The sequence below is a fragment of the Streptomyces sp. NPDC047072 genome, from assembly GCF_040643855.1.
In the GTDB taxonomy this organism is placed as follows: Bacteria; Actinomycetota; Actinomycetes; order Streptomycetales; family Streptomycetaceae; genus Streptomyces.
The window spans coordinates 1-26,820 of the sequence record NZ_JBEYVC010000100.1; the positions used below are offsets into that span (position 1 = coordinate 1).

24 protein-coding genes and 3 pseudogenes are annotated in these 26,820 nt (G+C 67.7%); 13 read left to right on the plus strand and 14 right to left on the minus strand.

Annotated elements, in window-relative coordinates; translation table 11 throughout:
• Positions 1–70 precede the first annotated feature (70 nt).
• On the minus strand, positions 71–1,402 hold the full coding sequence (locus tag ABZ896_RS32955; RefSeq protein WP_360937075.1) for an FUSC family protein: 1,332 nt from the start codon (positions 1,400–1,402) through the stop codon (positions 71–73).
• A gap of 479 nt (positions 1,403–1,881) precedes the next feature.
• On the opposite strand from ABZ896_RS32955, the gene ABZ896_RS32960 reads away from it, so the two are divergent.
• Positions 1,882–2,139, plus strand: coding sequence for a helix-turn-helix domain-containing protein (locus tag ABZ896_RS32960; protein WP_360937077.1), 258 nt, complete (start codon positions 1,882–1,884; stop codon positions 2,137–2,139).
• A gap of 162 nt (positions 2,140–2,301) precedes the next feature.
• Here the strand turns inward: ABZ896_RS32960 and ABZ896_RS32965 are convergent.
• The 4 genes and pseudogenes from ABZ896_RS32965 to ABZ896_RS32980 form a co-directional block, all read right to left on the minus strand.
• Positions 2,302–2,964, minus strand: a pseudogene (locus tag ABZ896_RS32965) (hypothetical protein); the annotation flags it as partial.
• Positions 2,957–3,208: a gamma-glutamylcyclotransferase family protein gene (locus ABZ896_RS32970; RefSeq protein WP_360937079.1), complete on the minus strand. Its 252-nt coding sequence runs from the start codon at positions 3,206–3,208 to the stop codon at positions 2,957–2,959. The gene ABZ896_RS32970 and the pseudogene ABZ896_RS32965, both read right to left, overlap by 8 nt.
• Positions 3,201–3,752, minus strand: a complete 552-nt coding sequence (locus ABZ896_RS32975) for a GNAT family protein (protein ID WP_360937081.1) — start codon at positions 3,750–3,752, stop codon at positions 3,201–3,203. The genes ABZ896_RS32970 and ABZ896_RS32975 overlap by 8 nt, the downstream gene beginning before the upstream one ends.
• Positions 3,753–3,762: 10 nt before the next feature.
• Entirely contained in the window at positions 3,763–5,100 is a 1,338-nt protein-coding gene (locus ABZ896_RS32980; protein ID WP_360937083.1) for a hypothetical protein, read from the minus strand.
• A 333-nt stretch (positions 5,101–5,433) separates the two neighbouring features.
• Here ABZ896_RS32980 and ABZ896_RS32985 point away from each other — a divergent pair, with 333 nt between their 5' ends.
• The 10 genes from ABZ896_RS32985 (at position 5,434) to ABZ896_RS33030 (ending at position 12,830) form a co-directional block, all read left to right on the plus strand.
• Positions 5,434–5,853 carry an ATP-binding protein gene (locus tag ABZ896_RS32985; protein ID WP_360937085.1) on the plus strand — a complete coding sequence of 140 codons (420 nt, stop codon included), beginning with the start codon at positions 5,434–5,436 and terminating at the stop codon, positions 5,851–5,853.
• Complete coding sequence (locus tag ABZ896_RS32990) at positions 5,853–6,251, plus strand: DUF6415 family natural product biosynthesis protein (protein WP_360937087.1); 399 nt, start codon at positions 5,853–5,855, stop codon at positions 6,249–6,251. The genes ABZ896_RS32985 and ABZ896_RS32990 overlap by 1 nt, the downstream gene beginning before the upstream one ends.
• Positions 6,248–6,976 (plus strand): hypothetical protein, encoded by a 729-nt coding sequence (locus ABZ896_RS32995; protein WP_360937089.1) that lies wholly within the window; start codon positions 6,248–6,250, stop codon positions 6,974–6,976. The genes ABZ896_RS32990 and ABZ896_RS32995 overlap by 4 nt, the downstream gene beginning before the upstream one ends.
• A gap of 85 nt (positions 6,977–7,061) precedes the next feature.
• Positions 7,062–8,087 carry a thymidylate synthase gene (locus ABZ896_RS33000; protein ID WP_360937091.1) on the plus strand — a complete coding sequence of 342 codons (1,026 nt, stop codon included), beginning with the start codon at positions 7,062–7,064 and terminating at the stop codon, positions 8,085–8,087.
• Positions 8,084–9,136, plus strand: coding sequence for a nucleoside-diphosphate kinase (locus ABZ896_RS33005; protein WP_360937093.1), 1,053 nt, complete (start codon positions 8,084–8,086; stop codon positions 9,134–9,136). Before ABZ896_RS33000 ends, ABZ896_RS33005 begins: the two co-directional genes overlap by 4 nt.
• A 23-nt stretch (positions 9,137–9,159) precedes the next feature.
• Positions 9,160–10,350, plus strand: a complete 1,191-nt coding sequence (locus ABZ896_RS33010) for a radical SAM protein (RefSeq protein WP_360937095.1) — start codon at positions 9,160–9,162, stop codon at positions 10,348–10,350.
• Positions 10,347–10,952 carry a 3'-5' exonuclease gene (locus tag ABZ896_RS33015; protein WP_360937097.1) on the plus strand — a complete coding sequence of 202 codons (606 nt, stop codon included), beginning with the start codon at positions 10,347–10,349 and terminating at the stop codon, positions 10,950–10,952. The genes ABZ896_RS33010 and ABZ896_RS33015 overlap by 4 nt, the downstream gene beginning before the upstream one ends.
• Entirely contained in the window at positions 10,946–11,545 is a 600-nt protein-coding gene (locus ABZ896_RS33020; protein ID WP_360937099.1) for an AAA family ATPase, read from the plus strand. The genes ABZ896_RS33015 and ABZ896_RS33020 overlap by 7 nt, the downstream gene beginning before the upstream one ends.
• Positions 11,542–12,318, plus strand: coding sequence for an aldo/keto reductase (locus ABZ896_RS33025; RefSeq protein ID WP_360937101.1), 777 nt, complete (start codon positions 11,542–11,544; stop codon positions 12,316–12,318). Before ABZ896_RS33020 ends, ABZ896_RS33025 begins: the two co-directional genes overlap by 4 nt.
• On the plus strand, positions 12,318–12,830 hold the full coding sequence (locus ABZ896_RS33030; protein ID WP_360937103.1) for a hypothetical protein: 513 nt from the start codon (positions 12,318–12,320) through the stop codon (positions 12,828–12,830). Before ABZ896_RS33025 ends, ABZ896_RS33030 begins: the two co-directional genes overlap by 1 nt.
• Positions 12,831–13,010: 180 nt before the next feature.
• On the opposite strand, the gene ABZ896_RS33035 is transcribed toward ABZ896_RS33030, so the two are convergent.
• Both ABZ896_RS33035 and ABZ896_RS33040 read right to left on the minus strand, forming a co-directional pair.
• A complete protein-coding gene (locus ABZ896_RS33035) occupies positions 13,011–13,079 on the minus strand; it encodes a winged helix-turn-helix domain-containing protein (protein WP_360937133.1) in 69 nt (22 codons plus the stop codon).
• Between the two features lie 193 nt (positions 13,080–13,272).
• A pseudogene (locus ABZ896_RS33040) lies at positions 13,273–13,377 on the minus strand (helix-turn-helix domain-containing protein); the annotation flags it as partial.
• A 178-nt stretch (positions 13,378–13,555) separates the two neighbouring features.
• On the opposite strand from ABZ896_RS33040, the pseudogene ABZ896_RS33045 reads away from it, so the two are divergent.
• A pseudogene (locus tag ABZ896_RS33045) lies at positions 13,556–13,693 on the plus strand (XRE family transcriptional regulator); the annotation flags it as partial.
• A gap of 117 nt (positions 13,694–13,810) precedes the next feature.
• Here ABZ896_RS33045 and ABZ896_RS33050 read toward each other — a convergent pair.
• On the minus strand, positions 13,811–14,473 hold the full coding sequence (locus ABZ896_RS33050; RefSeq protein ID WP_360937105.1) for a 3-oxoacid CoA-transferase subunit B: 663 nt from the start codon (positions 14,471–14,473) through the stop codon (positions 13,811–13,813).
• An 11-nt stretch (positions 14,474–14,484) separates the two neighbouring features.
• Positions 14,485–15,195 (minus strand): CoA transferase subunit A, encoded by a 711-nt coding sequence (locus ABZ896_RS33055; RefSeq protein ID WP_360937107.1) that lies wholly within the window; start codon positions 15,193–15,195, stop codon positions 14,485–14,487.
• A 159-nt stretch (positions 15,196–15,354) separates the two neighbouring features.
• On the opposite strand from ABZ896_RS33055, the gene ABZ896_RS33060 reads away from it, so the two are divergent.
• Positions 15,355–16,137 carry an IclR family transcriptional regulator gene (locus ABZ896_RS33060; protein WP_360937109.1) on the plus strand — a complete coding sequence of 261 codons (783 nt, stop codon included), beginning with the start codon at positions 15,355–15,357 and terminating at the stop codon, positions 16,135–16,137.
• 147 nt (positions 16,138–16,284) lie between these two features.
• Here ABZ896_RS33060 and ABZ896_RS33065 read toward each other — a convergent pair whose 3' ends face one another.
• The 5 genes from ABZ896_RS33065 to ABZ896_RS33085 form a co-directional block, all read right to left on the minus strand.
• Complete coding sequence (locus tag ABZ896_RS33065) at positions 16,285–18,618, minus strand: SpoIIE family protein phosphatase (protein ID WP_360937111.1); 2,334 nt, start codon at positions 18,616–18,618, stop codon at positions 16,285–16,287.
• Positions 18,619–19,252: 634 nt separating this feature from the next.
• The gene (locus ABZ896_RS33070; RefSeq protein WP_360937113.1) at positions 19,253–21,373 is read right to left on the minus strand and encodes an alpha-galactosidase; all 2,121 of its coding nucleotides are present in this window, start codon (positions 21,371–21,373) and stop codon (positions 19,253–19,255) included.
• A gap of 77 nt (positions 21,374–21,450) precedes the next feature.
• Positions 21,451–24,069, minus strand: coding sequence for a CBM35 domain-containing protein (locus tag ABZ896_RS33075; RefSeq protein ID WP_360937115.1), 2,619 nt, complete (start codon positions 24,067–24,069; stop codon positions 21,451–21,453).
• A 234-nt stretch (positions 24,070–24,303) separates the two neighbouring features.
• Positions 24,304–25,383 carry a LacI family DNA-binding transcriptional regulator gene (locus ABZ896_RS33080; RefSeq protein WP_360937117.1) on the minus strand — a complete coding sequence of 360 codons (1,080 nt, stop codon included), beginning with the start codon at positions 25,381–25,383 and terminating at the stop codon, positions 24,304–24,306.
• 52 nt (positions 25,384–25,435) lie between these two features.
• Positions 25,436–26,782, minus strand: coding sequence for a sugar ABC transporter substrate-binding protein (locus ABZ896_RS33085; RefSeq protein WP_360937119.1), 1,347 nt, complete (start codon positions 26,780–26,782; stop codon positions 25,436–25,438).
• Between the last annotated feature and the right edge of the window lie 38 nt (positions 26,783–26,820).

A 26,820-nucleotide genomic window follows, 5' to 3' on the forward strand; every position in this document is an offset into this window, starting at 1 on the left:
TCAGGGAGCAAGCAGCGGCAGCTGATGCACGCCCCGGGCAGACACCCGCGCGTTCACGAACCTTGACCGGCTACACCACGTGGCGGGACACCATCCGCCAGCAGGCAGCGGCCAGACGAGCGTCGTGCGACGCAACGGGATCGGCGGCAACGGACACCAGACCCCGCACTTCGCGTGCGCACTCATCGAGCAGCTCAATGGCCTGGCGGGCACGGGCTTTCCGAGCACGGAAGGGAGCCAAGGGGTGTATCAATGGGGCGAGCGCCATCCGGACGCGGCCGAGCAGCAGTTCCAGTTCGGCGGCGTACGGGGCAGGATCACCCTTCGGGTCTCCAGCAAGGCGAGCGGTCGCTTCAGCGGTGGCCGCGTGAACGCAGTGCAGTGCCCGCTGGATCCAGGCATCGTTCGTGGCGTGCGTGGTGACCGGCAGAACGAGGGCCACGGCCAGGGCGGCACACAACGCGCCCACACCGGTCTCTGCAAGACGGAGCCCGAGCAGGCTGGGGTCCAGCACACCCAGCAGCCCGTAGAGCAGGCTGGCCATAACCGTCACTGCCAGCATCATCCAGGAATACGAGACGGCGGCGGTATAGAAGATGCCGAAGACGCAGACGGCAACCAGGGCAGCCGTCGGCGCGGGCGCGCCATGCAGCGGGATGGCGACGAGCAGGCCTACGGCTATACCGATCACAGTTCCGAGGACCCGGCGGAAACCGCGGACCAGGGTTTCGCCGCGAGAAGCCGTGTTGACGAAGATCCACCAAGCAGTGCCGACGGCCCAGTACCAGCGCTCTTCGGAGAGCAGCTGCCCGACCAGAAGCGCGAGGGCCGAGGCCGCAGTGGCCTGGAAGGCCTGACGGGTGGTGGGCCGCGCCAACCCACTGCCCGGCAGGGCCGGCGGGGCTGCCGCGGGTGGGGTGTGACGCTCGATGGGCCAGAGCGCGAAGCGCGTGGCCCCGGCCGCGAAGAGGGCAAGGCCCACAGCGGTGTACAGCTCGGATAGCTGAGCGGGAACCGCGTGCAGGAACTGCGCGATGAAGAAGTTCATGAACGCGAAGATCCCGAGCGCGTGGCCGCGCGGGCCCCAGCGGCGGGCATAGACCCCACCGAAGACAATGGCCAACAATGCGGCGTCACGGGCCGGGGTGATGCCATGCAGTGTGGCGGCGAGCCCAAGCACGGGGAATCCGGCGATGGGAAGGAGGGCGGTGGTGATCCGCTGGTCGCGGACGGTCGCATCGGTGACCGTGAAGAGAGCGAGCAGTGCCGCGAGCCCTCCGGTGATCGACGCGGTGAGCGACAGCCCGCACAGTTCGGAAACGGCGACGGCGACGGCAACACCGATGACAGCGCGAGCCGCGCTCCGCAGCCTCAAGCGCCCCGGGTCCGGAGCCACAAACATCCTCTTCACGGCGGTGCGCCGCCCCCCTTGCAGTGGTACGCGTCCTGCCCACGGTCGTCCCAGGTGACGGACAACAAGCAGGCACGACGAAGGCACCGCGGCCCGGACCCGGCCTCGTCGCCGTCCGGCGCTACGCGGCGCCGCAAGTACATGGATTCAGGCAAAGATAACCACCATCAAGCCCACCGGCTCAACTGTCGCGCCATCGACTGTGCCAATGGTGCAGCTGATCAGCCTCAGCGCCGACCGATGGTAAGCCAATGGATCAGGCTTCGCCCCAGGCCCTGGCCGTACTCCTACGGACTCCGGAAGCCACGGGCCACGTCACTGTCGAGCGTCCGCGAGCCGACCGCGTATAGCAGCGAGTCCCCGGTTACGGAAACCGGGGATGCTCCGGAACATAGGTGTCGTCCGTGTGCGACACGTGGCAGTACGCACTGCGGACCATGTGTGGACCGAGACCCGCCCAAAGGACTTCAATGCTCAACGCCGTGAACACCCCTCCTGATGGCATCCAGCCTTCGCCGAACCCTTCCAAGAGGGCCCGCCGAGTGGAGCCCGTCCTCATGGATACCAAGGAGCTCGCAGCGATGCTGAACATGTCGGCAAGTTGGGTCTACCGGGAAGCCGCCAAACTGGGGCTAAAGGGCTACAAACTGGGCAAAGGTCGAAACGCCAAGGTCATGTACAGGAAGACGGAGGTCCATAAGTGGCTTGAGCAGCAGAAGATCCACTGAGGCAGAGGAATCCCGCCGACGCCCACAGCCGAGATCGGCCACGAGGGCCAGACGGCAATAGGGTCGTCAGCATCAGATGGGGAGCTAGCCGGTTGGCAGTCTCCCTGTGGATTGCGTCCGTCAGGCTCACACCACTCGGATTGCACTCCCGGCATCGCCACGGCTCTCGTGGGCTGCATAGCCGTCTTCGGCATCCGCCGCCCGGCGGTGAAGATCCTCGACAATGCAGTGCGCAGCAGACACCGCGGCGGAACCCACAGCTACAAGGAGTAAGGCCGAGCCGGAGGTCGAAGACGGTCATCCCGGGTCCGGCTTTTTGTCCGAGGTAGGCGTCCACGAGGCCTGGCAGGTGACCATGGATCGGTTGCCCAGCGGCATGGCGACACAGCACGGTCAAGCACATCGTGACCATTTGCTCCCACGGGTCACCAGATGTCGTGTCGGCCAGGAGGCTTGCGGCGCGTCTTTCGTCACCCGTGACGATGCCTGCCACGACGGCGACTTGGCGACCGTCCAACCCCGCTTGCCCACACCTCGGTGAGCTTCGATGTGTGCCCGGGCCTCGACCCAACGTCTCTCGCTCGTGAGTGTCCGTGTGCCTTCAGCGAGGAGCACACGCCACTGCCAGCCACGGACCTCGTCGCGGTCCTCGTCGGTCGCAGTGAGGTCCGCCGGAATGGCGACGTCCTCGAACTGGGCGGCTACGCCCACCTCGACGGCCTGGTACAGGTCGAACGATCGCCGGCGTCCTTCGTCTCCGTGGCCGGCACGAATCTGCAGGCGGGCGAGGTTGACAACCGGCTCCAGCGCCCGGAATTCACTCATGCCGGGCAGAGCTGAGGTCGGTGAGCAGCACGCCGGCCGCCGACCTGTCGGACGCGCGGACGAGGCCCGGATAAACGCGCGCTGCGAGTGCGGCCGCGCGGTAACCAGGTGCGGACACCGGGGTACGGTCAGGTATCCGTCCCAGGAGCGCCTCGAGGACGGCGTCGAACTGCAGCGTGCCGTAGCAGAACAGAAGATCGGGGCCTTGCATCAGTCGGTCCCGCCGATGTGGAGTCTCAGACATTGGGCTTCCACTCGTCGTCGAGCATCGAGTGCACGACCGAGTCACGCCACCGGCCCGCCTTCTGGATGTGGGCACGAATGGTGCCTTCCTGGACCATGCCTGCCGCTGTCATGGTCTTCGCCGACGCTTCGTTGAGCGGGGAGCGCGCGCCCCAGATGCGATGCAGGCCAAGGTCTTCGAACCCGAGGCCCAGTAGTAGGCGGACGGTCTCCAGGCCGTAGCCAACACCCCAGGCCTCCGGGCGCAGCGCGAAGCCGAACGTGGCTGCGCGCTGCTGGTGGGGGTCCATGGCGAGTCGTCCAAACCCGATCAGCGTGTTCGTGTCCCGCTCGATGACGGCGAGCGCGTACTCGCTACGCGGCTCCGCCGTGGCCGAGGCGATGGATCGGGCGACGATCTGGCTGACCTGCTCGCGGGTACGCGGCTCGAACGACAGGTGCTCCGTTGCCTCTTGGTCACCGTAGATGGTGAGCACCGCATCGACGTCGTCGATGGTGAGCTCGCGGAGACTGAGGCGCTGACTGGAACGTTGGACCGGATACATGCCGGGCACCCTACCGCTGGCTTCCCGAGGGGAGCGCTGGCCGACGGGGCGCGTATACCGCGATCTCCTCCCGCAGGTCGCGGGCGACAACGGCGGTGCGGGCACTGGTGGTCAGGAGCGCCTGCCGTACACGCTGGGCGGAGACGACGATGCCGTTGTTCCGGTGCGTGGTCGGGAGGTCCAGGACGGGGCGGATGGCCTCTGCGGCGCCGTCCACCTCTCCGTTGTAGAGGAGAACAAGAGACTGGTTGCACTGGGCCCCGGCCAGGTCTCCGAACGCCCAGTTCGGGTTGTCGATGTCGCTGAAACCGCGTACGGCCAGTTCTGCCTGCACCGTGAGTTCCGCATCGCCGTGGCCCAGTAGCGCCTCGGACTCCACGGCGTAGTACGCCTGCTTCTCCTGCGAGTAGGTAAGGAGTCCGCCGAGCTGGTCAAGGTCGTCCAGGACGACGCTCCCACGCCGGTCGATCGCCGCCCGGTTCGCCGTCCGGACGGTCCCCTCGTCGCCCAGGACGGCCGCAGCGCGTGCCTGGAGGCCGAGGAGCCACAACCCGACGGTGCCGTTGAGATTTGAGGAGAGGGCCGCCCCCTTCTGAGCGTAGAACAGGGCGTCCCCGGGCCGGTCTGCCCAGTATTCGATGAGAGATTGCAGACCGTTGACGAGAGCCATGAGGCCTGGGTGCTCGGCGTCCTTGGCGAACGCGCCGGCGAGCAGGCTCATCGTCCTGGCCTGTTCCCGGTCCTCCATGTCGTTGAAGCCCTTGGCTACGAGGAAGGCCAGCACGCCGGCCATGAAATTGAGGTCGCTGAGCTGTGACGGGCGGTGCTTGCCCGTTTCCAGATTGAAGATGACCTGGTCCTGGGCGTCCAGCAGGTCGTCCCAGATCGCCGCCAGCGGTACACGGGGGTAGTCGTGGACCAGCCGGGCAACCTGGTCGTGCAGCACCGGGAGGGTGTTGTCCCCGACCCTTTCGCGGTCGGCCTGGAGAACGTAGTTCCTCGCGCGTCGAACGGCCATTGCGCCGCTCCTTTTCATCTCGCTCAGGTCCATGCCGGGTTCGGCATGGGATGCAATGGGCGACGTGCCGACCAGGGGGACGAAGTCCGGGGCGGCTCCCTCGGGGACTTCGGTCCACAGGTCGTCGATGCTGTAGCCGAGCATTTCGACGATGACCTGGCGGAAGGTCTTCTGAGGCTTGCGCCCCTCGTAGATCCATCCCTCGAAAGTCTTCGGGGCAGGGTCCACGTTCGTCAGGCCGAGCCGTTCGGCTGCCCTCCTGTACGGCGGAAGGAACTCGTCAGCGCTGCGAATGCCGCGCCTTTCGAGTTCGAATCGGAAGAACAGCACGGTGCCTCCCATCACATCCGCCTAGCACGTCACTGCTCCAACGTTAGAGCGCTGTCCTCATCAAGTTGCCCCATACAGACGCTACTTATCGGTTCCGAGGTCAGTCCGAGGAAGAGCCGAGGAGAACCGTCAACTTTCCGCCAAACGCCGAGGACGGTCTGGGGGTAGAGCCGTCTGCACACCGTTGCAACGCTCGTAACAGCCCTCGCTGAGAGTGCCCGAACGTGCACATTCATGGACCAGGGAGTTCCCCCAATGCCCCCCAGCAGAGTTGCCGGAGCGACGACAGCCGTACGGACGCCTCGCGTTGCCCTGCACCGCGATGGGGACCTGATGAGCGAGAGATTCAGGGTCGCCCCCCGCCGCGGCAACGCACCAGCGCGCGACGAGGACACTTGCCGGGTCGGAATGATGCGGCGAATCGCCGCCGCGCGGCTCAGGTACTGCGGACTGGACACGCTAATCGACGAAGTGACGGTCATCGTCTCCGAGCTGCTCACCAACGCGGTGCAGCACAGCGGCACCACGGAGGTCGCCCTGAGCCTCAGCGTCCGAAACGGCTTCCTGCGAGTCACCGTCACCGACGGTATGCCAGGGGCCGCCACACGCAAGGACGTCGACGAGAACGCCGAATCGGGTCGCGGCCTCGCCCTGCTCGAGGCTCTCGTGGCGGAGCACGGCGGAACCTGGGGCACCAGCGACGACGGCGCGAAGACCTGGTGCGACCTCACGATCCCTGGAGGGGGGTCCTGATGGTCGCAGTGACAGCCGACGTAGCCGCCCAACTCCTGAGCCGTCGTGCATCCAACGATCGCGAGACGGTGGGGATGTTCCTCGCAGGCCTACGCCGCTCCCTCGCTCACGAGGCCATCACCGACGAGCTTTACGACGACCTAGAGGCCGTACTCGGTGAGCACGCCCACCCGGCTCCGCACGAAACCGCGGAGATCGCGGGGCGGTTCCGGAAGGCGACAACGACGCTCGTGGAGATCGTGCCGCACCTCGTGCAGCCGTACCCCGTCAATGAGATGCGCCACCTGATCTACCTGAGCGCCGAGCACCCGGGCCCTGATAGCGCCCATAGTCACGTCCGCCGACTAGCCCTGGCCATCCTCGCGCTCCTGGACCTGATGGGAGATGACGCCGCGTGACGACCTGCCTCCCGCTCTCCCAGATCCCCGTCATGCAATCGAGAGAGAAGAACCGTTCCATGCGCACAGCAACCGAATCCCACCTGATCCCCTTCATCACCCAGAGAGAAGGGGAAGAGGCCGCGCCGGACAACCTCCTCATCGTCCAGCACGCATCCGGCCCTCGGCTCTACTACGGGGATGAGGACGCCAAGGGCAGGGACCGGCCGATACGAGGCGTTCTGTGGGCGCGTTGCAGCTTCAACCCCGTGGACGAACACGAGATGCCGACAGGTAAGCCGCAATGGAAGTTCATGCACCCGTACCGGCAGATGCTGATGATGCAGGCCATGCGCTGCCAGGTCTGTACGCAGCCGACGCGAACCCCGCTGGGCTTCACCTTCCTTGCCGGTCCCAAAGATCACGACCTCACGCAGGCTGAGATCCGGACGAACCAGCCTCCCGTGTGCCACAAGCACGCCCGCGCTGCCGCCGGACTGTGCCCGCACCTCGAGAACCCAGTGGTCTTCCTCGCGAGGAGTGCCCCTCTTTACGGGGTCCACGGCACCCTCTACGGCCTCGACGCCGACAAGAAGGTGCGTGTCGTCGCGCAGCCGGACGAGGCCCTGCCCTTCGGGCACCCGAACCTGCCCACTCTGCTGGGCTCCCAACTGATCCGCCGCCTGAGCTCCTTCCAAGTCCTCGACCTGGACGAGCTGCAGCGGGCGCTGACGTTGGCCGCATAGATCCCGTCCGGCGGTCCGGCTGCCTCCCCCTAGGCCCAGACCGTCGGACGGCCAAACCGCCCGCCCCCGACCTGGAGAGTGCTTCTTGCTCACGGCACCGACATTCAGCAGCGTCGAAGGCGCCTACCTGGCCCTTCTCCGACTGGCCACCGAGGAAGCCGAACACCACATTGCAGCCCGAGGTAACGAGGCCCGTGAGGTCATCGGCGTGGGGTTCCGCCTCACTGACCCCCGTCAGCGTCTGCCGTACCTGGCCGAGCGCAAGGCGAACCCGGTGTTTCAGTTCGCGGAAGCGCTCTGGTACCTCGCCGGGCGCCGGGACCTGGAAATGATCGGCTACTACGCCCCGTCAATGCGTGCCAGTAGCGTCGACGGCGTCCGCCTCGGCGGATCCGCGTACGGCCACACCCTGTTCAGCCCCGCCAGCAGCACCAAGCAGTCGCAGTTCGACGAGGTGGTGGAGTTGCTGCTGAACGAACCCGACAGCAAGCGCGGATATCTCCCCGTCTTCAAGGCGAAGGAACTCACCGACCGCAAGAACCCGGACGTCGCCTGCCTGGCCGGCCTGCACTTGCTCCCGCGGGACGGGCAGCTGCACATGGTCTGCAACATGCGCGCGAACGATCTCGATTGCGGCCTGCTGTCCGACGTCTTCTCCTTCACGATGATCCAGGAGTACGCGGCCATCCAGCTAGGCCTCGAGCTCGGCACGTACACGCATTTCATCGGGTCCGCCCACGTCAACGACCGCAACGCCGAGCGCGTCAAGCGCGTCCTGGACGAGGTCGACTCCCGTCCCGCGGCGCCCGACTTCCCGTTCCCGGCGATGCCGGATAGCACCGAGGGCGCGACCATCGCGCACGTCTTGCAGCACGAAGAGGCGTTGCGCACGAACCAGCTCAAGTACAACGCCGAACACATCCGCGGCCTGGGCCTGGCTCCGTACTGGGAGCAGGTGGTCATGCTGTTCGAGCTGTACCGGCAGATCCAGCACGACCAGACCGCGGCCGTCGACCCGGGTCTCCTGGACGCGCTCCACCCCGGCCTGCGCTGGCTCATGGAACGCAAGTGGCCGGCCTGCGCTGCCGCCCCGGACGGGAGCCTGCGATGAGCGGGAACGGGAAGCCGAGGAGCGGCGCCGTGGTGGACGGCGTCGACTTCGATCGCCGGGCCGTCATCCTGTGCAAGCCGGACGCTGTGGCCCGAGGTCTGGTCCACCGGATTCTGGGGATGATCTCCGATGCGGGCATCGCGGTCTCGGACCGCATGGACCTGGTGGCCCAACCGTGGCAGCCGCACGTCGTCTACCGGGATCTGCTCGCCGATACCGGCCGCCGAGACTTGCGCGACCTGCCCGCCTACATCGACGCGGCGTATGCGGGACAGACGGTCACCGTCGCCCTGGCCCACGGCGAACCCGACGTCCATGCCCGGCTCCGACAGCTCATCGGCCACACCGATCCGACCCTGGCGGTGCCCGGCACGATCCGCAGCGAACTCGGCGACGACAGCATCGCCGCCGCGCGAGCGGAGAAGCGCCTCGTCCGCAACCTGGTCGACACCTCGGACGATCCGGCCGGAGCCCGCCGGGAGTACGGCACCTGGTACGGGCCCGGCTGCAGGCTGCGGGTCTCTGACTTCGACCGCTGCTCCGTGATCCTTTGCAAGCCGGACGCCGTGCAACGCGGCCTGGTCGACGCCGTACTCGAGCGGATCGCCGCCGCCGGCGTCACCGTTGCAAGCCGCCTCGACGTCACTGTGCAGCCGTGGCAGGCCCACGTGCACTACTGGGATCTCCTGGTGGACGCCAACTGGTTCCCCGACCGGGACATCCCCCAAAGCCTGGACGACGCCTTTGCCGGAAAGCCGGTGACCGTGGCCCTCGCCTACGGGGAGCCCGGCATTCACGCCCTACTGCGCCAGTTGATCGGGCACTTCGACCCGACCCGGGCCGCAGCCGGCACGATCCGCGGCGACTTGGGCAACGACAGCCTCGAGGCTGCCCTCGCCCAGAAGCGCCTCGTGCACAACCTCGTCCATACCTCGGACGACCCGGACTCCGCCCGCCGTGACTTCGGCACCTGGTTCGGCGCCGCCCGCCGCGGACTGCTCACCTCCCCAACCGGCATACCGCTCCAGCCCACCCACGCCGACCGCTGACCACCCCGGCACAGGAGGATCCCATGACCGCTCCCGCCGTACCTCGCCGTCTGCTCCCGCTCCTGACCGCCGAGCAGATCGGCGAGTTGAGGCCCGAGCTCGCCGACGTGATCGAGTACCGCAAGTCAGGCCTGTCGGTGAACCACATCGTCGGCTGTCCGCTGGAGTGCGGCTACTGCGTCCGCCACGTCTTCGAAAACTTCGCCATGAAGACGCCGAAGCGCCTGATGACCGATGAGGCTGCGGTCGCCGCGCTCGTCAGCCACCGGTACTTCCGGCCTCACAAGACGCCCATCCAGTTGTTCAACCGAGCCACCGACCCGATGCTGCCCGTGGTCAAGCCGCACCTCTTCGCCGTACTGCGGATGCTCGACGAGCAGGGGCTGACGAACCACATCCTGATCATCACCCGGTGGCGGGTGAGCGCCGAGGACTGCGCCGTCCTCAACGCCTTCCAGAACCTGCGGCTGACGGTCCTGGTCACCCATTCCGGCATCGACAACCCGGCCATCGAGCCGGTGAACTCCTCCATCGCCGCCGACAGCCTGCGCATGCTGTTCGAGCACGCGGAGCGGTACAGGACCGTCCTGTACTGGCGGCCGATCGTGCCGGGCCTCAACGACTCCGACGAGCACATCGAGCGGGCCCGCGAACTGTCTCTCCACGCGCACGCCACCGTGTTCACCGGCCTGTTCTTCCGCACGCAGATGGCCGCGTACTACGAAGAGCACGGCCTGCCGATGCCGTACGACTCCACGGCCCGGCGGAAGATCATGCCGGAGCAGGCCGAACAGCGGGTCCTGGGCGCCTACGAGTCCAGGAACGAGCCCACCGGTGCCCCCTGGGGAACCTTGTTCCTCAAGACGAGCTGCGGCGTCGCCTACGCCTGGGGAGAGGCCGATTACAACGGCCACTTCGGCATCAAAGAGTTGTGCCGCATCTGCCCGCCCGAGCAGATCGCCCTATGCGCCAAGCCGTGGGCCAAGCCCCGCCTGGAGGACGTCACCCGCGAGGCGCTCGCCCTGGGCGCGATCGGCGACGTTGAGGTCAACGACCGTGCAATCGTCGTCGAGGGACTGGACGAACCGCCCCGCTACTTCCTGCAGCACGGGTTCGGCTACCAGTGCCACGACCGCGACAAGCCCCACCAATACCGCCAGCACGGCCGGGCCCCCATCGGCTGGGAGGCGGAGGACGGACCCACGAGCTCATGAACTTCGCCACCTGGCCCCCGTTGCTCGTCGTCGACGTCGAAGGCAACGGGACCAACCCACCCGACCTCGTCGAGATCGCGGCCCTGCCCATCAGGGACGGCCGGCCGGACACATCCACGGCTAGGGCGTGGCTGATCCGTCCCCCTCGCCCGGTGACGGCGCACGCCGCGAGTATTCACGGCCTGACCATGGACGTCCTGGAGAACCAACCCAGGTGGCCGCAGATCGCCGACACTGTCCACGGCTACCTCGGCACCACGTGGATTGCCGCCCACAACGCACACGTCGAGTACCGAGAGCTGGGCCGCCACCTGCCGGGATGGGCGCCAGCCGGAGCCATCGACACCCTCCGCCTCGCCAAGGCCACATACAAGGACCTGCCCGCCTACAGCCTCGACGCGCTGATCAAGCACGTCCAGCCAGACCTGACACAGGCCCCGCGCGCGGGTCGGCACCGCGCGACGTACGACGCGTACGCCACGGCTCAGCTCCTGCTCGCCATGGCCGCCGAATACGACACCTGGGACCAGCTCATCGCCGCCGCAGTGCCGCCGAGCCTGCCCGGCGCCCCCGAACCAGAAAAGGACCCCACCCTGTGGTGACTCCCATCCAGCCCACCCGTATTGGCGTGCTCGGCACCCACTCCACCGGCAAGACGACGCTCTGCAAGCGCATAGAGATGGAGCTGCGCGCCCAAGGGGTCACCGTGGCGCGCACCGGCCGACTCGCCAAGCGCGCCGCCGCGGCCGGCCTGCCGAAGATGCAGCATCACACGGCACAGTCCACCGAGTGGGTCATCACGCAGGGCATAGCCGAAGAGATCGGCGGGGCCGCGAAGGGCGCCGAAGTCGTCCTCATCGACCGGGCAGCCCACGACGCCATCGCCTATTTCCACGCTGCACTGGAGTACCGCGGACAAGTCGCGCCGCGGCTCGAGCGCGAACGCCTCCTCGCGCTCGCCTCCACGCAGCTACCGAAGTACGACCTGCTGTTCGCGACGGTGCTCGACGAGAGCGTGCCCGTCGATACCAGCCACGCCTACGACGCCCGCTATCGACGGTTGGTCGACCAGCACGTGCACCGTCTCCTGGCCGATGACGACATCCCCCACCAGCGGGTTACCAGTGATCCCGACAGCCAGGCGCACGCGATCGAACAGGCCCTGCAGCTCTGCCTGAAGGAGGCCGCCGCATGAGCGCAACTCCGCCAGCCGGCGCCATCACCATCGCCGGGAAGACGGTCTCTCGCCTGGGGTTCGGCACCATGCGCCTGACCGGGCCCGGTACGTGGGGAGACCCCGTCGACCGCGATACCGCGCTCAGCGTGCTCCGGCAGGCCGTGCACACGCACGGCATCACACACATCGACACCGCGGACGCCTACGGCCCGCACACCGTCGAGTACCTGATTCGCGAGGCCCTGTACCCGTACCCGGAGCACGTGCTGATCGCCACGAAGGTCGGCCTGGTCCGCCCCGCCCCGGGTCAGTGGGTGCCGCTCGGCAATCCCTTCTACCTGCGGGCCTGCGTGGAGGCGAGCCTGCGCCGCCTGAGGGTCGACCGGCTGGAGCTGTGTTACCTGCACCGCATCGACCCCGAGGTGGCCCTCGACGACCAGATCGCCGTCATGCAGGTCCTGCAGGACGAGGGCAAGATCGGGTCCATCGGCCTGTCGAAGGCCACGCCCGAGAACATTTGCCGGGTGGGCAAGGACTTGACCATCGCCGCGGTGCAGAACGTCCTCAACTCCACCGACCGTCACGACGACGCCGTGGAGCTCTGCCATGAACTCAGCATTCCTTACGTGGCGTACAGGCCGCTCGACGCCGGCACCTTGGCTCGTGTGAACGGACCGGCCGCGCCGCTGCACTGGCTCCTCCGTCAGGGCCCCCACATCGCGCCCATCCCCAGCACCAGTCAGCCGCACCATCTCGACGAGATCGTGGCCGCAGTACAGGTTGAGGTCTGATGCCCGCCACGGCTATGGTACCGGCGCAGCGCCGGCGCGCCGCCTACGAGAATTGGCGGCCGTCTGTGATCGGCGTACAGCTCCTCGTCCCCGTTGGGGCCGATTGCCTCCTGGTAGCCGAGACCCTGGGCAACATCGTTCTACCCGTTGACGCCGTGCACGACGGAGAGACTCCGTGGGAGGCAGCTCAGCACGTTGTCCGCGGCGCATCGAACGGGGTCCCCGTCTTGCGGCATGTCGTGCTGGACCAGAAGCAGATGCGACGACGGAAGGTCATCACCCACGTCCTTGCTACCGCTTCCATGTCCCGCGGTGACGTTGCCCCGCTCACCTATCGGGATCCGCGTGGAGAGTTACGCGTGCTGTCCACCGATCGTGTCATCGACCGTCTGCCCGCTCTGGCGAAGCCGCGGGTCCTTCTCGCTCTGCAGGCGCTTGCCGTCAACACGACCGCCTATCTGGAAGACGGTGTTGTACAGGATCCACCGCCTGCAGAGCTCGCCCCTCACTGACAGATACCCAGTCACCACCCCAACACCCAGGCATCGTGAGCGGAGAGCCAGCACAGCCCACCATCGACACCCACGTCCTTCTCCACGCGGGCGACAAGATCCTGCTCTCGCAGAGAGGCGGCTCCTACGGCTTCCGCCGGTGGCATCTGCCATCCGGCAAGCTCGCCCAAGGCGAACCCCTCACCGTCGGGGCGGCCCGCGAACCGGGCTTTGCCAGGACCAGCCGTGGCGGTGCAGCAACCGCCACACTCCCGCGATCGAGCAACTGACCGCACTGGCGGCCGATCAGGGTCCTGACGCGCTCGAGGGTCCACCGCTGCTCCTCCCAGCCGTGCGCCGCCGGCCCCTTCGCCAACTCCTCCTCCAGCACGGCGAACCGCTCATCCGACAGCTTCGGCAGCTTCGCGGGTCCCTTCATCCGTAGACCCTCCAGACCGCCCTCACGCCAGTTCCGGCGCCATTGCTTGACCGAACGCTCGCTCACCCCCAGGCCTTTGGCAATGACCGATGTTCTGTCACCCCGCTCGAACCTCCGGCCGGCTTCCATCCGGACCCATTCCCGCGCAGCCCGCCGATCGGCAGTCAGGCCCCACCATCCGCGTACCGCATCACGACGGCATACCGCAGGGATCACCCAACGTCATCGCCCGAAGGCAACCCGAAAAGGTCAGTAACGGGTACGCAGCAGCCTCTACGCCTCCGCGGCGGCGTTCCGTTATTTAGCGATCGCCTTCTACGACCAGGCCGAGCTCGACTCCCTAACCTTGTCAGCGCACTTGGCGCTCGGCGACTACTCGACCGCCGAGTACCACGCCCACCGCTGTTTGTACGCTCTCCGGGCCGACATGGTTCGGTGTCGGGCCTTCAAACGCAGGCTGACTCCGGCAGCGGTCAAAAGGTGGCGCTCGGGGGCGTGTTGGGAGCAGACAGGAGCAGTTAGAGATGGGAGGAGCCGCTGACAGGATCACCGCAAATGAAGCTCAGCAGTAGCGGATCCTCGCAGCTATCTCTGCGGGCCGTTGCAGCGGCGCAGCTGTCTTCCCCCGCACCTCTTCCTCCGTGATGCCCGGAGCGAGAGCCCTCAGTTGGAGGCCGTCACTGGTCACATCGATGGTGGCTAGGTCGGTGATGATGCGGTCGACTACGCCGGCGGCAGTCAGCGGCAGCGTGCAGTCGTCAACGATCTTCGGGCTTCCGTCCTTCGCGACGTGGTCTGTGAGCACCACGATCCGGCGGGCGCCGACCACGAGGTCCATGGCACCGCCCATACCCTTCACCAGCGCACCGGGGATGGTCCAGTTCGCGAGGTCGCCCTTCGCGCTCACCTGCAGGGCTCCCAGGATGGCGATGTTGATGTGGCCGCCGCGGATCATGCCGAAGGACGTCGCGGAGTCGAAGTAACTAGCCCCCGAGTTGACGGTGACTGTCTGCTTGCCCGCGTTGATGACGTCGGCGTCCTCTTCGCCTTCCCAGGGGAAGGGGCCGAGGCCGAGGATGCCGTTCTCGCTCTGCAAGGTCACCTGGACGCCGTCGGGGATGTGGTTGGCGACGAGGGTCGGGATACCGATGCCGAGATTCGCGTAGTCGCCGTCGTTGAGTTCGGCGGCCGCGATCGCGGCCATCTCGTCGCGTGTCCGGGGCACGATTGTCTCTCCTAGGCTTCGACGGTCACGCGGGCGCGGACCGTACGCTGTTCGATTTCCCTGGCCCGCTTGCGCGCCACCATCAGACGGTTCACGTAGATACCGGGAGTGGTGACCGAGTCGGGGTTGATGAACTCCTCGGTGAGGTGCTCAGCCTCGGCGACGGTCACCCGGCCGCATGTGGCCACGAGGGGGTTGAAGTTGCGTGCGGCGGCCCGGTACGTCAGGTTGCCCGCTCGGTCGGCGGTGTGGGCGTGGACGAGTGCGAGGTCGGCGACGATCGCGCGCTCCTGTACATGGATGTGTCCGTCGAACTCGGCGTGGGGCTTGCCCTCGGCGACGGGCGTGCCCACGCCAGTCCTCGTGTAGAAGGCCGCGATTCCCGCCCCACCGGCACGCATGCGCTCGGCGAGCGTGCCCTGCGGCGCGAATTCCACATCGAGGACCTTGCCCAGGTATTGCTGGGCAAACAGTTTGTTCTCGCCGACGTAGGAGGCGATCACCTTGGCCACCTGACGGTTCTCCAGGAGCAGTCCGAGGCCCTTGCCGTCTACCCCCATATTGTTGGACACGACCGTCAGCCCGGTGACCCCGCTGTCTCGTACGACCTCGATGAGGTCGTACGGGACGCCACAGAGACCGAACCCGCCGACGGCGATCGTCATCCCGTCGGTCAGCACGCCGGCCAGGGCCTCTTCGGCGGTCGCACGCAGCTTGATCAACTCGTCCACCTCCCATCCGATGCGTTCACTGTCCGAGCGGCCGAGTCAATCCTCGTTTGCCGTTTACACACAAGGAATGGGCCTCTTGTGGGGGAAAACTGCTTGTCGAGCGAGCTGTGATCCCGCACAGCGTCCACTGAGTGAACGTAGGATGAGGTCATGGACACGCCCCCGGCAGCTCACCTCGTTGGCAGGATGGGGGCGCTACTGCGGGCGCTGTCGACGGTCAACGAGGCCGGTGCGGGCACCGCTGAGCTGGCGAGAGCGACCAGCCTGCCGAGGCCGACGGTGCACCGACTGCTCGTCTCGCTGGCGGAGGAGGGGTTCGTCGACCGCGATCGACGCAGTGGGCGGTGGTTCCTCGGCCCCGAGTTGTATCTGCTCGGCGGGGTGGCCGGCTTGCGCTACGACATCACCCGTCAGGCACGCGAGAGTGTGCACCGGCTTGCGGCGGTGACGGGAGAGAGCGCCTTCTTCTCGGCCCGGCGGGGTGACGAGACGGTGTGCCTGCTGCGTGAGGACGGGGACTTCCCAATCCGCTCCTTCGTGCTCTACGAAGGAGCGCGTTTCCCGCTCGGGGTCGTATCCGCGGGCCTGGCCGTGCTGTCTTTCCTCGACGACCCCGAGATCGACGCCTACCTGGCAGGCACGAACCTGGTCGACCGATGGGGTCCGGCACACGCTCTGGATGCAGTGCGCGAGCGGATCGCGCAGACCCGGATCAACGGCTACGCCGTGAACCCCGGGCTGGTCGTAGAAGGCAGCTGGGGCATGGCGGCAGCCGTGTTCGACCGCACCGGTCAGCCCGCTTGGGCATTGACCGTGACGGGTGTGGAGACCAGGTTCCGCGCCGAGCGCAGACCCGAACTCGGCGCGCTCCTCCTGCGCGAGGCACACACGCTCGGCCGCTCTCTGAACACCGGCAATAGCGCGCCGCGGTGATAGCCGCACAGGACAGACGCTGGCGGCGATATCGGCGGGATGCCCGGCAACGCTTGGCATCGTGTCCGACGAACGGCCGCTCTAGGGTCCTGACGGCATCGGCGCCGCGGAGCCCATCCGCCTCGCCCTCACCGGACGGAACGGCCCTCAGGCGAGGTGGGACTGCTCGGCCCAGACAACCTTGCCATCGCGGGTGTAGCGGGTTCCCCAGCGTTGAGTGAGCTGGGCGACAAGGAACAAGCCGCGGCCGCCCTCGTCACTCAGTTGCGCCCGACGCAGGTGCGGGGTGGTTGTGCTGCTGTCCCACACCTCATAGATCAGTGTGTCGTCCTTGATCAGCTGTAGACGGATAGCGCCGCCGCCGTATCGAATCGCATTGGTGACCAGTTCGCTCACGATGAGCTCGGCGCTGAACGTGCTCTCCTCCAGCCCCCATTCCGAAAGCTGCTCGCACACGCATCGGCGGATGTCGCCCACGGCGGACGGGTCCGCCTGAACGTCCCACCTGCCGACCTGCGTCCGGTCTAGGAGGCGCGTGCGGGCCAGGAGCAGCGCCACGTCGTCGGTCCGTTCCGTGGAGAGCAAGGCGTCCAGAATGGTGTCACTCAGGTCGTCGAGCGAGGTAGCAGATCGGTTCAGGACGCCCCGCAGCTGTTCGAGCCGCGTGTCTATGTCCTGGTCACGGGTCTCGACGAGACCGTCTGTGAACAGGGCGAGCACGCTCCCTTCGGGGAGGGCGATCTCCGTGGACTCGAAAGGCAGGCTGCTGAGGCCGAGCGGTGGACCGACCGGGACGTCAATGAGGTGCGCCTTTCCTTTCGGGGATACCAGGATGGGCGGCAGATGTCCGGCGGCAGCCAGGGCGCAGGTGCCGGCGACCGGATCGTAGACGGCATACAGGCAGGTTGCGCCGACGTCGCCGGGCATCTCGCCGAGCCCGCCCCCGGTAGCCGCGTCAGTGTCCGCCGTGTTGCTCACGATGTCGTCGAGGTGGGTGAGGAGCTCGTCCGGCGGCAGGTCGATGTCCGCGAGCGTACGTACCGCGGTCCGCAGCCGCCCCATGGTCGCGGCTGCGGTGATCCCGTGTCCGACGACGTCACCGACCACCAGGCCGACCCGCGCGCCGGGCAGCGGGATCACGTCGAACCAGTCGCCGCCCGTCTCCACGTCCCCGCTTGCGGGCAAGTAGCGGGCGGCGGTCTCGACGGCAGGGTGTGATCCGGGGATGTGGGGCAGAAGCGTCCGTTGGAGACCGAGGGCGATCCCGCGTTCACGACGGAACCGACGCGCATTCTCCAGACAGACGGCAGCACGTGCGGCCAGGTCAGCACCGACCGTGAGGTCGTCCGGCGTGAAGAGTTCCGGCGTGCGCGCGTTCCGCACGAGCAGCACCGCGCCCAGCGGTACGCCCCGTACCTGCAGGGGGACCGCGATGAGCGAGTGGACACCGTCACGTTGCAGTTGTTCCGTGTGCGCCGGATCTTCTTCGAACCAGCGGCTGACGGCCGGGTCCGGGAGGATGCGCAACTCCGGCTTTCCGCTAAGCAGGCACGCCGTGACAAGTGACGATGCGGGGTGTGCCACCAGCTCACTGGGCGCAAGGCCGCTGGACAAGGTACCGGAGTGGGGCAGAAACGCCACTCGCCGCAGCGCGACCGGGCCGACCGGGGCCGCTGTCAGAACTTCCCCGTCGACAACCTGGTCTAGCAGGTCGACCGCGACGCCGTCGGCGAAGCGTGGAACGATCACCTCGGCGAGTTCCCTGGCGGTGCCCGCCACGTCCAGGCTCATCCCCAGGTGTTCGCGGGCCTCGTTGATCAATGCCATGCGATTGCGTGAGCCGTGCAGCTCCGAGAGGTCACGGATGCAGGTCTCCACCGCATGCACACGGCCTTCCTCGTCGGTGAGCGGGAAGACGTCGACGGCCCAGGCATGCGCCCTGGGCTCCCCCGGGGCTCGGACGTAGGCCTCCGTGGATTCGGAAACACCGGTCTCGGCGACCCGCACCAGCTGTCGCGTGATCTCGGAGAAGCCCGGTCCGGTGAGGAACTCCGTGACGAAGCGACCTCTCATATCTGCTTCGGTCAAGCCACCCGCTCGCGTCATCGCCGGATTGGCACGCAGTTGTCGGCCCTCAGGGTCCGTGATTCCGATGGCGACCGGGTTCTGGTAGAACGCCCACGTCAGGAGCCGGTCGTGATCGCGATGCCCTGTCCCCGCCTCTTGCGCCGCGGTCAGCAGGTAACCGACATGCCTCCCGTGCAGCACGAGAGGGGACACCAACGGAGTGGCGTCGACTGGACTGCCGTCACGGTGGCGGAATGCCATGCCGCCCGCTGTGAGCAACGAATCCAAGGGTCCTCCGACGACCTCGCCGGTGGCGAAACCCAGAAGGGACCGTGCGCCATGGCTCCAACAGGTCACCGTCCCGTCGGAGTCGGCCACGACCACGGGAGTGGTCGTATCGATCACCTCGTTCACGGCCGCCTTGTCTCTATCGGGCGGCCCTACAGGGTCGCGCATAGCGCCTCACCTGGACTTAACGAATAAAATGCCACCTTTAGGATGATGTCACATATAAGTGATACGCAAGGCGAATCGTTTCGGTCCCGGGAGGGCAAGCCGTGGTCGCGCCGCCACTCAGGCAGTTCGGTCGGATCCTGATGCGCCACCCGCATCCGAACAGCCTGAGACGCAAGCTTGCTGACCTGTCCTCTTCGTCGCGTCAACCGCCCCGGCAAGCAAGCTCGCATCCCTGACGTCCGCATCATGCGATGCGCCCCACATTCGATCACTGCCCCGAGATGCCTGCAGCGGATGGAGCGCAGTGAACTGATCCACGCTGTTGCCGGGATTCTGGCACTCGTGCTGATCAGTCTCTGATTCCGTGCATCGCGGTCACCGGCGCACTGGTCGGAGCCCTGGGCGCACCCCGCCGTCGCGCTCCCCTGATCCGCCGCGAACAGCGGCGTATGCCAGCGGTCGCCCATCGGTGGCGCTGTCAACATCGGGCTTCTGGGCATCAGCGCACGCGCCGGCAGGCTCCTCACCGATGCCGCTCGCCGCCGCAAACGGCAGGCAGCATCGGTCGCAGCGCAGGCGTAGTCCACGCCGCTCAGGCTTGTTCTCGTACCAGGTGGATCAGCCGGGAGGCGTAGTCGTCGGCGGCAAGGTCCAGCGGTAGCCCGTGGGTGAGGAGGACAGCGCCGTGGTGGACGGCTCCGGTGGCGGTGTCGCGGTAGCGGGCCGAAGGGTCGAGGGCCCGCAGCGGCAGGGCTGGATCCTCGTGGCCGAAACGCCGTGCGCGCCGTAGTCCCACAACCACGGTCTCCCTGCCGTCAGGGGCCAGGTATTGCACGGCGGTGAGCTCGCCGTCCCCAGCCGGCCGTATCCGGTGCTGCTCGCCCAGCTGCACCAGGTGCCGTACGGCCTTGTACGCCGCAACGAGTTTGGCGGCCCGGGCCAGTTCGTCGCTCCCCCACCGGTTCAGGTCACCGCCGATGCCCAGGACGCCCGTCATCGCGGCGTGGAAACGGAAGTCGAGCGGAACGCTGCGGCCGGTGTACCGGTTGGGGCTGTCCGTCACCCAGGCACCCATGATCTGGGCCGGATACAGTTGGGAGAAGCCGTGCTGGATCTCGACGCGGTCCACGGCGTCGGTGTTGTCGGAGGCCCACACCTGGTCGGTGCGGGCGAGGATGCCGAGGTCGAGGCGACCGCCGCCGCTGCTGCACGACTCGATGCGCAGGTTCGGGTGGTTCGTGCGGAGTCGGTCGAGCAGGGCGTACAGGGCGTGGACGTGGTCGGTCCACAGCCGGTCGGGGTCGCCCTCGGCGTCGGGCCAGCCGGCCTCGGTGAAGGGGCGGTTCATGTCCCATTTGAGGAAGTCGATGGCGTTCTTCGACAGTAGGTCGTCGAGGGTGCCGTGGAGCCAGGCGGCGACGTCGTGGCGGGCGAGGTTGAGGACCAGCTGGTTGCGGTGTTCGGTGCGGCGGCGGTGGGGGTGGTGGAGTACCCAGTCGGGGTGGGCGCGGTAGAGGTCGCTGTCGGGGTTGACCATTTCGGGTTCGACCCACAGGCCGAACTGCATGCCGAGGTCGTGGACGCGCTCGATGAGGGGGGTGAGGCCGTCGGGGAAGCGAGTGGGGTTGGGGGTCCAGTCTCCGAGGCCGGCCGCGTCGTGGGTGCGGGCGCCGAACCAGCCGTCGTCCATGACGAACAGCTCCGCACCGAGTGCCGCGGCCTTCTCCGCGAGCTCGATCTGTGCGGTGACGTCGATGTCGAACTCGGTGGCCTCCCAGGAGTTGTAGAGGACGGGCCGCACCTCGTCGGGGTGCGGGAGGACGTGGTCGCGGACGTACCGGTGCCACAGGCGGCTCGCCGCGCCAAAGCCGCCCTCGGTGTAGGCGCCCGCGCAGACCGGGGTGACCAGTTCCGTGCCGGGGGCCAGCTCTTGCGTGACGGGGTCGTGCCCGAAGCCCGCCGAGACGGTGACCCTTTCGGTGGGGAGCCGCTGTGCCGTCAGCCGCCACGTCCCGCTCCACGCAAGGGCACAGGACCAGACGGGGCCGTGCTCCTCGCTCGCGCTGCCGTCGTCGATCATGGCCCAGGGGTTGGCCTGATGGCTGGTGGTGCCCCGGCGGCTGGTGGTCACCGTTTCGCCGTACGGCAGTGGCGTGCGATGGAGTTGGGTCTCCGCCGACCACTGGCCCCGGACCTGGCTGAGGCGGTAATCCCGCAGCCGGGGCAGTACCCAGGTGGCCGAATCTGCTCGGACGACGGTGACGGGGCCGTCGGCCGCATCACCGGTGTGGCGCAGGACGAGGTGGCGTTCGAGCACGTCCGTATCGGCACGCAGCCGGTAGTGCGCCTCGACGGTGAGCGGGTAGTGCCGGTCGGCGAACCGCAGCACCAGTTCGCCGGCATCGTCGGTGAATTCGACGAAGTCGAGTTCGAGGTCGCGCACGCCGTCGGGAAAGCGGACCTGGACGCCGGCGTGGGCGTAGCGCATGGCGCCGGCGGGGTCGAGATCGAGGGTGCCGTCCGCGGGGTCTTCGCAGGAGCGGCGGCCGGGGGCCGGGTACTGAAGCAGGGATATGGCTTGGTCGAGGGTGAGGCGGGGGCCCCAGTGCAGGCCGCGCAGTCTGTCGGCGCCGTCGAGGTGGAGGACATAGCTGGAGCCGGGGCCGGACAGGACCCAGAGGCGGTGCGCGGGGTCATGGGCGATGCTCGGCATGACGGCCTTTCGGTGCTGAGGGGGGATGAGGGGCGGCGGGGACGGGGGGGGGAGCCGTCCCCGCCGCGTCGGCTGTGTCAGCCGTTCACGGGGGCGACTTCGACGTAGTCGATGTCGGGCGCCCAGGAGGAGGGGTTGGAGAACTTCAGGGAGTTGGTGCCGGAGTTGAGGCTGACGGTGGTGGCCAAGGTCCAGTAGTCGTTCCAGCTGTAGGTGTTGCGGAAGGTCAGCGTGGTGGCGGTGCCGCCGTTGGCCGACAGCTGGGCGGTGCGGGATTCGACGTTGGTGTTGTAGTTGCCGGAGCCCGCCCGGTCGTTGTGGGCGTAGTGGATGACGACCGTGTAGCGGCCGGCCGCGGCGGCACTGACATTGGCGAAGGTGAGCGTGTTGCCGCTGCCGTTGCCGACGTAGCCGACGTTCTTGCCGCCCGAGGCCCAGCCGTCGGTCTGTGCCTTGGCCTGTCCGGCGAGCGTCGCGCTCTCGGCCTCGTACTTGGTGACGCCGGTGGTGTCGCCGGAGCCGGCCACCTTCAGATCGCTCAACGTGAGCGTGGTGCCGCTGTTCGGGCTGACCGTGAGGCGGTTGATGCCCGCGGCGAGATACAGCCTGCTGCTGGAGGTCGTGGTCGAGCCGCCGGACGAGCCGTAGGTGGCGACCGTGGTGCCGTTCAGGGCGAGCGCGGTGCTGCCGCCGGCCGAGGCGTAGTCGGTCTTGACGGTGTAGTAGCCGTCGGTTGGGGCGTAGGCGTCGAAGGTGGCCTTGTCGCCGGAGGTCATCACGAGTCGGCCGGTGCCGGTCTCGCCGACATCGCTGTACGAGTACGACGGGCTGCCGCTGATGTCCGCGAGCGTGGCCTCGTACACCGTCTCAGGGCTGCTGGAGGCCGCGGTGAGGTCGATCTTGTCGAGGGTGACCTGTCCCTTGGAGGTGCCCAGCGTCGGGTCGGTCACGGCGAGCGAGACGGTGTGGCTGCCGGCGCTCAGGGTGACCGGGACGGCGACGGTGGAGCGGTACTGCCAGTTCAGGGTGGAGGGGTAGGTGACGAACTGGGGGTTGGCGCCGTCGATGCGCAGGGCCTGCTGGGACGGGGAGCCGTTCTGGTTGCCGTAGAAGATGCGCAGGTTGTAGGTGCCGGGGGTCGGGGCGTTGACGGTGAAGACGACCTTGCTGTCGATCTGGGTGAGGTAGCCGACGTCCTTGGTGCCGGAGGTGGCGTACAGCTGGGCGGTTGAGTAGCTGGCGCCGGTGGCCTGGGTGACGACGGTGCCGTTGGTGATGGCCGCGTTCTCGGCCTCGTACGAGGCGCTGTACGGCACGCTGGGCGTGATGGCGGTGCCGCCGCCGTTGGGGGTGACCGTGATGCGGTACGCCGACATGGGGTTCAGGCCGGTCAGCGGCACGGTGATGGAGCCGCCGGAGGGCGTGTAGGCGGCGCGGGAGATGGTCTGCGGAGGCGCGGAGGCGCCTTCGTATCCGCTCCAGTCCAGGGCCTGGACGGTGACCTCGACTTTGCTGCCGAAGGTGGTGCTGGGAATGTTGTTGAGCACCACGTTGGTGTCGGTGGCGGAGCCGCCGACGATGACCTGGGCCTGCTTGCGGCCGGTGTCGAGGGAGGCGATGCCCTGGAGCGTGTCCTGGACGTTGGCCTGTGGCGGGGTGGTCTTGACGGTCTGCCCGGTCATGCCGGCGTACCAGCGCCAGAACCACCATGTCCCGTTGGGGATGTTGGTGTGGACGGTGTTGCCGTCCATGTTGCCGGCGATGTCCCAGTACGGCTGCTGGGCGTAGACCTTGGTGTCCTCGAACATCGACGCCCACTGAATCATCTGCCCGGGCACGGACAGGTCGCGACGGTTGGCGTACTCGTCGATGTTGACCGTGATCGGGCTGATGCCGCGAGCGCTCTCCAGGGAACGGTAAGTGCTGTAGTGACCGCGGTAGTTGGCCAGCGAGGACGGGCCCAGCTCGTGCCAGGTGAAGACGTCGGGGAGCTGGTTGTTGGCCTTGGCGTAGGTGAGGAAGTCGCCGAAGAACTTGCTGTTCCAGTTGGCCGTGTTGGGCCCGCCTATCTTCGCGCCGGGGAAGTCGGCCTTGATGCGCGCGTAGACGGTGCTCCAGTCGGCGTTGAAGCTGTTGAGCGCGGACTGGTAGGTGCTGGAGTTGGAACTGCCGATCCCGGTGTACCAGTTGCCGTCCGGCTCGTTGAACGGGACGAAGACCACCTTGTCGGCGTACGAGGTCGCCTTGACCGCGTTGACGGCGCTGTCGACCTTGGTGAGGTAGTCGGTGATGCCCAGGTTCTGGTAGGGCCAGTCCGAGTACATGTCCTGGATATTGGTGTACATCGTTCCGCCGCCGTTGCGGAAGAACGAGGGCGCCACGTCCAGGATGTCGCCGTTGGGGTGCTGGGCTCCGTTCGGGGGCTTCTGGGAACCGGTGGTCAGTTTCAGCGGCGCGAGCAGGTTGTCACCCGGCACGCCGTCGTCGCTCTGCCCGTAGAGCGCGCCGTTCGAACCGTGCAGGACGGCTCCGGTGGTGGTGCCGAGGTCCACGGCGAAGGTCTGGGTGGCCGCGGACGCGGACTGGGGCAGGGCGAGGACCGTACCGACGAGTGCGGCGGCCAGCAGTGTCCCGGTCAGGGACGTTCTCGGACGGCGGCTCCGCGGCTGTGCCGCTCGGGGTGTGTGAAGTGGCATGGAGACCTGGCTTTCCCCTCCCGCCACGCTGCGGGAGGTCGGATGGTAGGGCCGGGACACGAGGGTGTTACCGCTCACATCCCCCGCGGAAGGAGCGGTGCGGCTCACTGATACGCGTCACTGTCTGCGGACTCGGCACCGTCGGGGAGAAGGCCCTCGGAAGCGGGTCGGATCGGGAAAGGGCAGTGCTTGCGGAGAGATTCGGGCCGACGGGAGGTTCCGCCGGGCGGGTTTTCAGTGGGAGCGGTGGGGTGCCACGCCCGTGCTCTCCCGGACGATCAGCTCGGGTTCCGCCCACAGCGGCGGCGCGGGCGCGTTCTCCGGGTCGAGCAGCCGGTGCAGCATGCCGAACGCGCCCCGCCCGAGCCCTTCGAAGTCCAGTCGTACGGTGGTCAGGGCCGGGTGGGTGTAGCCCGCGTACAGCGCGTCGTCGAAGCCGACGACGCTCAGGTCACCCGGCACGTCCCGGCCGGCTTCCCGGGCCGCGCGCAGCACGCCGAGCGCCAGTTCGTCGTTGCCGCAGAGCACCGCGGTGACCTGCGGGTCGGCGACCAGGGCGCGGGCGGCCAGGTACCCGGATCGCGGGCTCCAGCCGCCTTCGAGCGGTTCGGGGACCGGCCGCCCTGCCGCCACCAGGGCATCCCGCCAGCCCTCGGCGCGCTGGCCCACCCTGCTGGTGGAGGACGGGATCGCCAGGTGGTGGACGGTGCGATGGCCCAGGCTGAGCAGGTACCGCGTGGCCTGTGCCGCCGCCACGCGGTCGTCCAGCCAGGCCTCGGGCCGGTTACCGGCCTGCCCCTCCTGCGGGCGCTCCACGACGGCAGCCGCAGGGAAGTCCGCGGGCAGGGCGCGCCAGGCGCGCTCGCCGGGCGCGTTGAAGGCGATGACCAGCACCGGCTCCCCCGGCCTGGCGAGCCTGCTCGCCACATCGTCCGACGTGAGCGGCGAGTGCTCGTCCAGGACACTGATGGCCACCGCGAACTCCGCCGCCCGCGCCGCCTCCTCGATGCCCCGCAGCGCCAGAGACGCCCCGTACAGGGTGGTGTCCGCGGTGAGCACGGTCACCGAGCGCACCACTCCCCCAGCCAACGCCCGGGCGAGCCGGTTGGGCTTGTAGCCCAGCTCGTCGATGACCTCGAGCACCCTCTCCCGGGTGGCCTTGCTCACCCTCGGGCGGCTGTTGATCACGCGGGAGACGGTCTGGTGAGAGACCCCGGCCGCCTTGGCCACGTCGAAGATGCTGACCGAACGGTGTCGGTCGGCGTCCTGCTCGGAAGGTTCCTCGGCGGAACGGTCCGGGGCCGGCTGCTGCATGGTGATGGACTCCTGGCGGGCGGTGAGGCGGGCGGACGACGGTCGGGGCGGGCTACTTGATCGCCGCGTTGGACTCCTCGTTCACGGAATCCGCCGCCTTCTGGGGCGACTGCTGCCCGAGCCACACCTGGTTGAAGGCATCCTGCACCTTGACGTTATAGGTAGCCGACGAAGTAGTCAGCGGGTAGCCCATCGTGGTGCCCTCGGCAGCCTTCGAGAAAGCGCTGACGTCCACGCCCTGCTTCTGCCACACGTCCACGAACTCCTGGTTGAGCGTGGGGATACCGGGCCACACCGACCCTGCCGAAACAATGATCTTCTGCGACTCCTCGGAGGCCAGCCACTTCACGAGTTCCCACGCCTCCTTCGGGTGCTTGCTGCCGGCGTACAGCGCGTTGCTGAGCCCGTTGTACACCGTTCCCTTGCCGACCGGGCCACTGGGCAGCTCGGCGACGCCGAAGTTGCCCTTCATCGAGGTCTGGTAGGCGTTGAGGTCCCAGCTCCCGTCCCACACCACGGCGGCCTGCTTGCGGGCCATGACCTGTGGCAGCGCGGCCCCGTTAGGGGTGTTGGTGACCGAGGCGGGGACCGCGACGTGATACTTCAGCCGCAGGTCCTGAATGAACTGCACCGCCTGCACGCAGGACGGCTGGTTGATCGTCCACTTGCCCCACTGCTTGTCCTGCAGCTTGCAGCCGTTCTGCGTGGCCGCGTCCCACCAGTCGGTCTGGCCGTTGGCCGAGGAGAGAGCGAGTCCGTACTGCTTGACGTGCTTGGCGTCGAAGCCCGCCTCGTTCGGGTGCTTGCCATTGACGTCGATCGTCAGCTTCTGCAGCGCCTTGACGAAGGTGCCACCGTCGGTGGTGTTCCAGGACAGACCACTCAGCTGGTCCTGGGTGAGACCGGCCGTCTTCAGCATGGTCTTGTTGTAGACCTGAGCGATGGTGTCCCAGTCCTTCGGCAGGCCGTACTGCTTTCCGTCCTGCTGCCAGCCTGCCAGCAGCTTGGTGTCGTAGATCGACGTGTCCAGCTTGTCGGCCTTGACGTACGGCGTCAGGTCGGCGAGGACGCCCTGCTGGGCGAACTGGGGGAAGTAGGCGACGTGGTCCCAGAAGACGTCCGGCGCGGTGCGGCCGGCCATCTGGGTCTGCAGCTTGCTCCAGTACTGCGCCCACGCGTTGAGCTCGATCTTGACCTTGATCTTCGGGTGCTGCTTCTCGAAGACGTCGATCGACTTCTGGAGAGCAGGCTGCTGGACGGCGTCCCAGATGCCGTACCGCAGGGTGACGGTGCCGTCGGAGGAGGTGCCAGAGTCGGACGAACCACAGGCGGCGGTCAGACCGAGCAGGAGTGCGCCGGTCGCTGCGGCGGTCAAGGCTCTTCTGGTGGCTGCGGACATGGTTGAAAGTTCCTTTCGTGCGGGTGAGGCGTCGTGGG

What these genes read in the sequence shown, in the direction of transcription:
- ABZ896_RS32970 (WP_360937079.1), bottom strand. Translation starts at nt 3,208, where the DNA reads ATGTCTGAGACTCCACATCGGCGGGACCGACTGATGCAAGGCCCCGAT.
- ABZ896_RS32985 (WP_360937085.1), top strand. Translation starts at nt 5,434, where the DNA reads ATGAGCGAGAGATTCAGGGTCGCCCCCCGCCGCGGCAACGCACCAGCG.
- ABZ896_RS32990 (WP_360937087.1), top strand. Translation starts at nt 5,853, where the DNA reads ATGGTCGCAGTGACAGCCGACGTAGCCGCCCAACTCCTGAGCCGTCGT.
- ABZ896_RS33010 (WP_360937095.1), top strand. Translation starts at nt 9,160, where the DNA reads ATGACCGCTCCCGCCGTACCTCGCCGTCTGCTCCCGCTCCTGACCGCC.
- ABZ896_RS33025 (WP_360937101.1), top strand. Translation starts at nt 11,542, where the DNA reads ATGAGCGCAACTCCGCCAGCCGGCGCCATCACCATCGCCGGGAAGACG.
- ABZ896_RS32960 (WP_360937077.1), top strand. Translation starts at nt 1,882, where the DNA reads ATGCTCAACGCCGTGAACACCCCTCCTGATGGCATCCAGCCTTCGCCG.
- ABZ896_RS33015 (WP_360937097.1), top strand. Translation starts at nt 10,347, where the DNA reads ATGAACTTCGCCACCTGGCCCCCGTTGCTCGTCGTCGACGTCGAAGGC.
- ABZ896_RS33080 (WP_360937117.1), bottom strand. Translation starts at nt 25,383, where the DNA reads ATGCAGCAGCCGGCCCCGGACCGTTCCGCCGAGGAACCTTCCGAGCAG.
- ABZ896_RS33085 (WP_360937119.1), bottom strand. Translation starts at nt 26,782, where the DNA reads ATGTCCGCAGCCACCAGAAGAGCCTTGACCGCCGCAGCGACCGGCGCA.
- ABZ896_RS33005 (WP_360937093.1), top strand. Translation starts at nt 8,084, where the DNA reads ATGAGCGGGAACGGGAAGCCGAGGAGCGGCGCCGTGGTGGACGGCGTC.
- ABZ896_RS32975 (WP_360937081.1), bottom strand. Translation starts at nt 3,752, where the DNA reads ATGTATCCGGTCCAACGTTCCAGTCAGCGCCTCAGTCTCCGCGAGCTC.
- ABZ896_RS33075 (WP_360937115.1), bottom strand. Translation starts at nt 24,069, where the DNA reads ATGCCACTTCACACACCCCGAGCGGCACAGCCGCGGAGCCGCCGTCCG.
- ABZ896_RS33060 (WP_360937109.1), top strand. Translation starts at nt 15,355, where the DNA reads ATGGACACGCCCCCGGCAGCTCACCTCGTTGGCAGGATGGGGGCGCTA.
- ABZ896_RS33030 (WP_360937103.1), top strand. Translation starts at nt 12,318, where the DNA reads ATGCCCGCCACGGCTATGGTACCGGCGCAGCGCCGGCGCGCCGCCTAC.
- ABZ896_RS33070 (WP_360937113.1), bottom strand. Translation starts at nt 21,373, where the DNA reads ATGCCGAGCATCGCCCATGACCCCGCGCACCGCCTCTGGGTCCTGTCC.
- ABZ896_RS32955 (WP_360937075.1), bottom strand. Translation starts at nt 1,402, where the DNA reads ATGTTTGTGGCTCCGGACCCGGGGCGCTTGAGGCTGCGGAGCGCGGCT.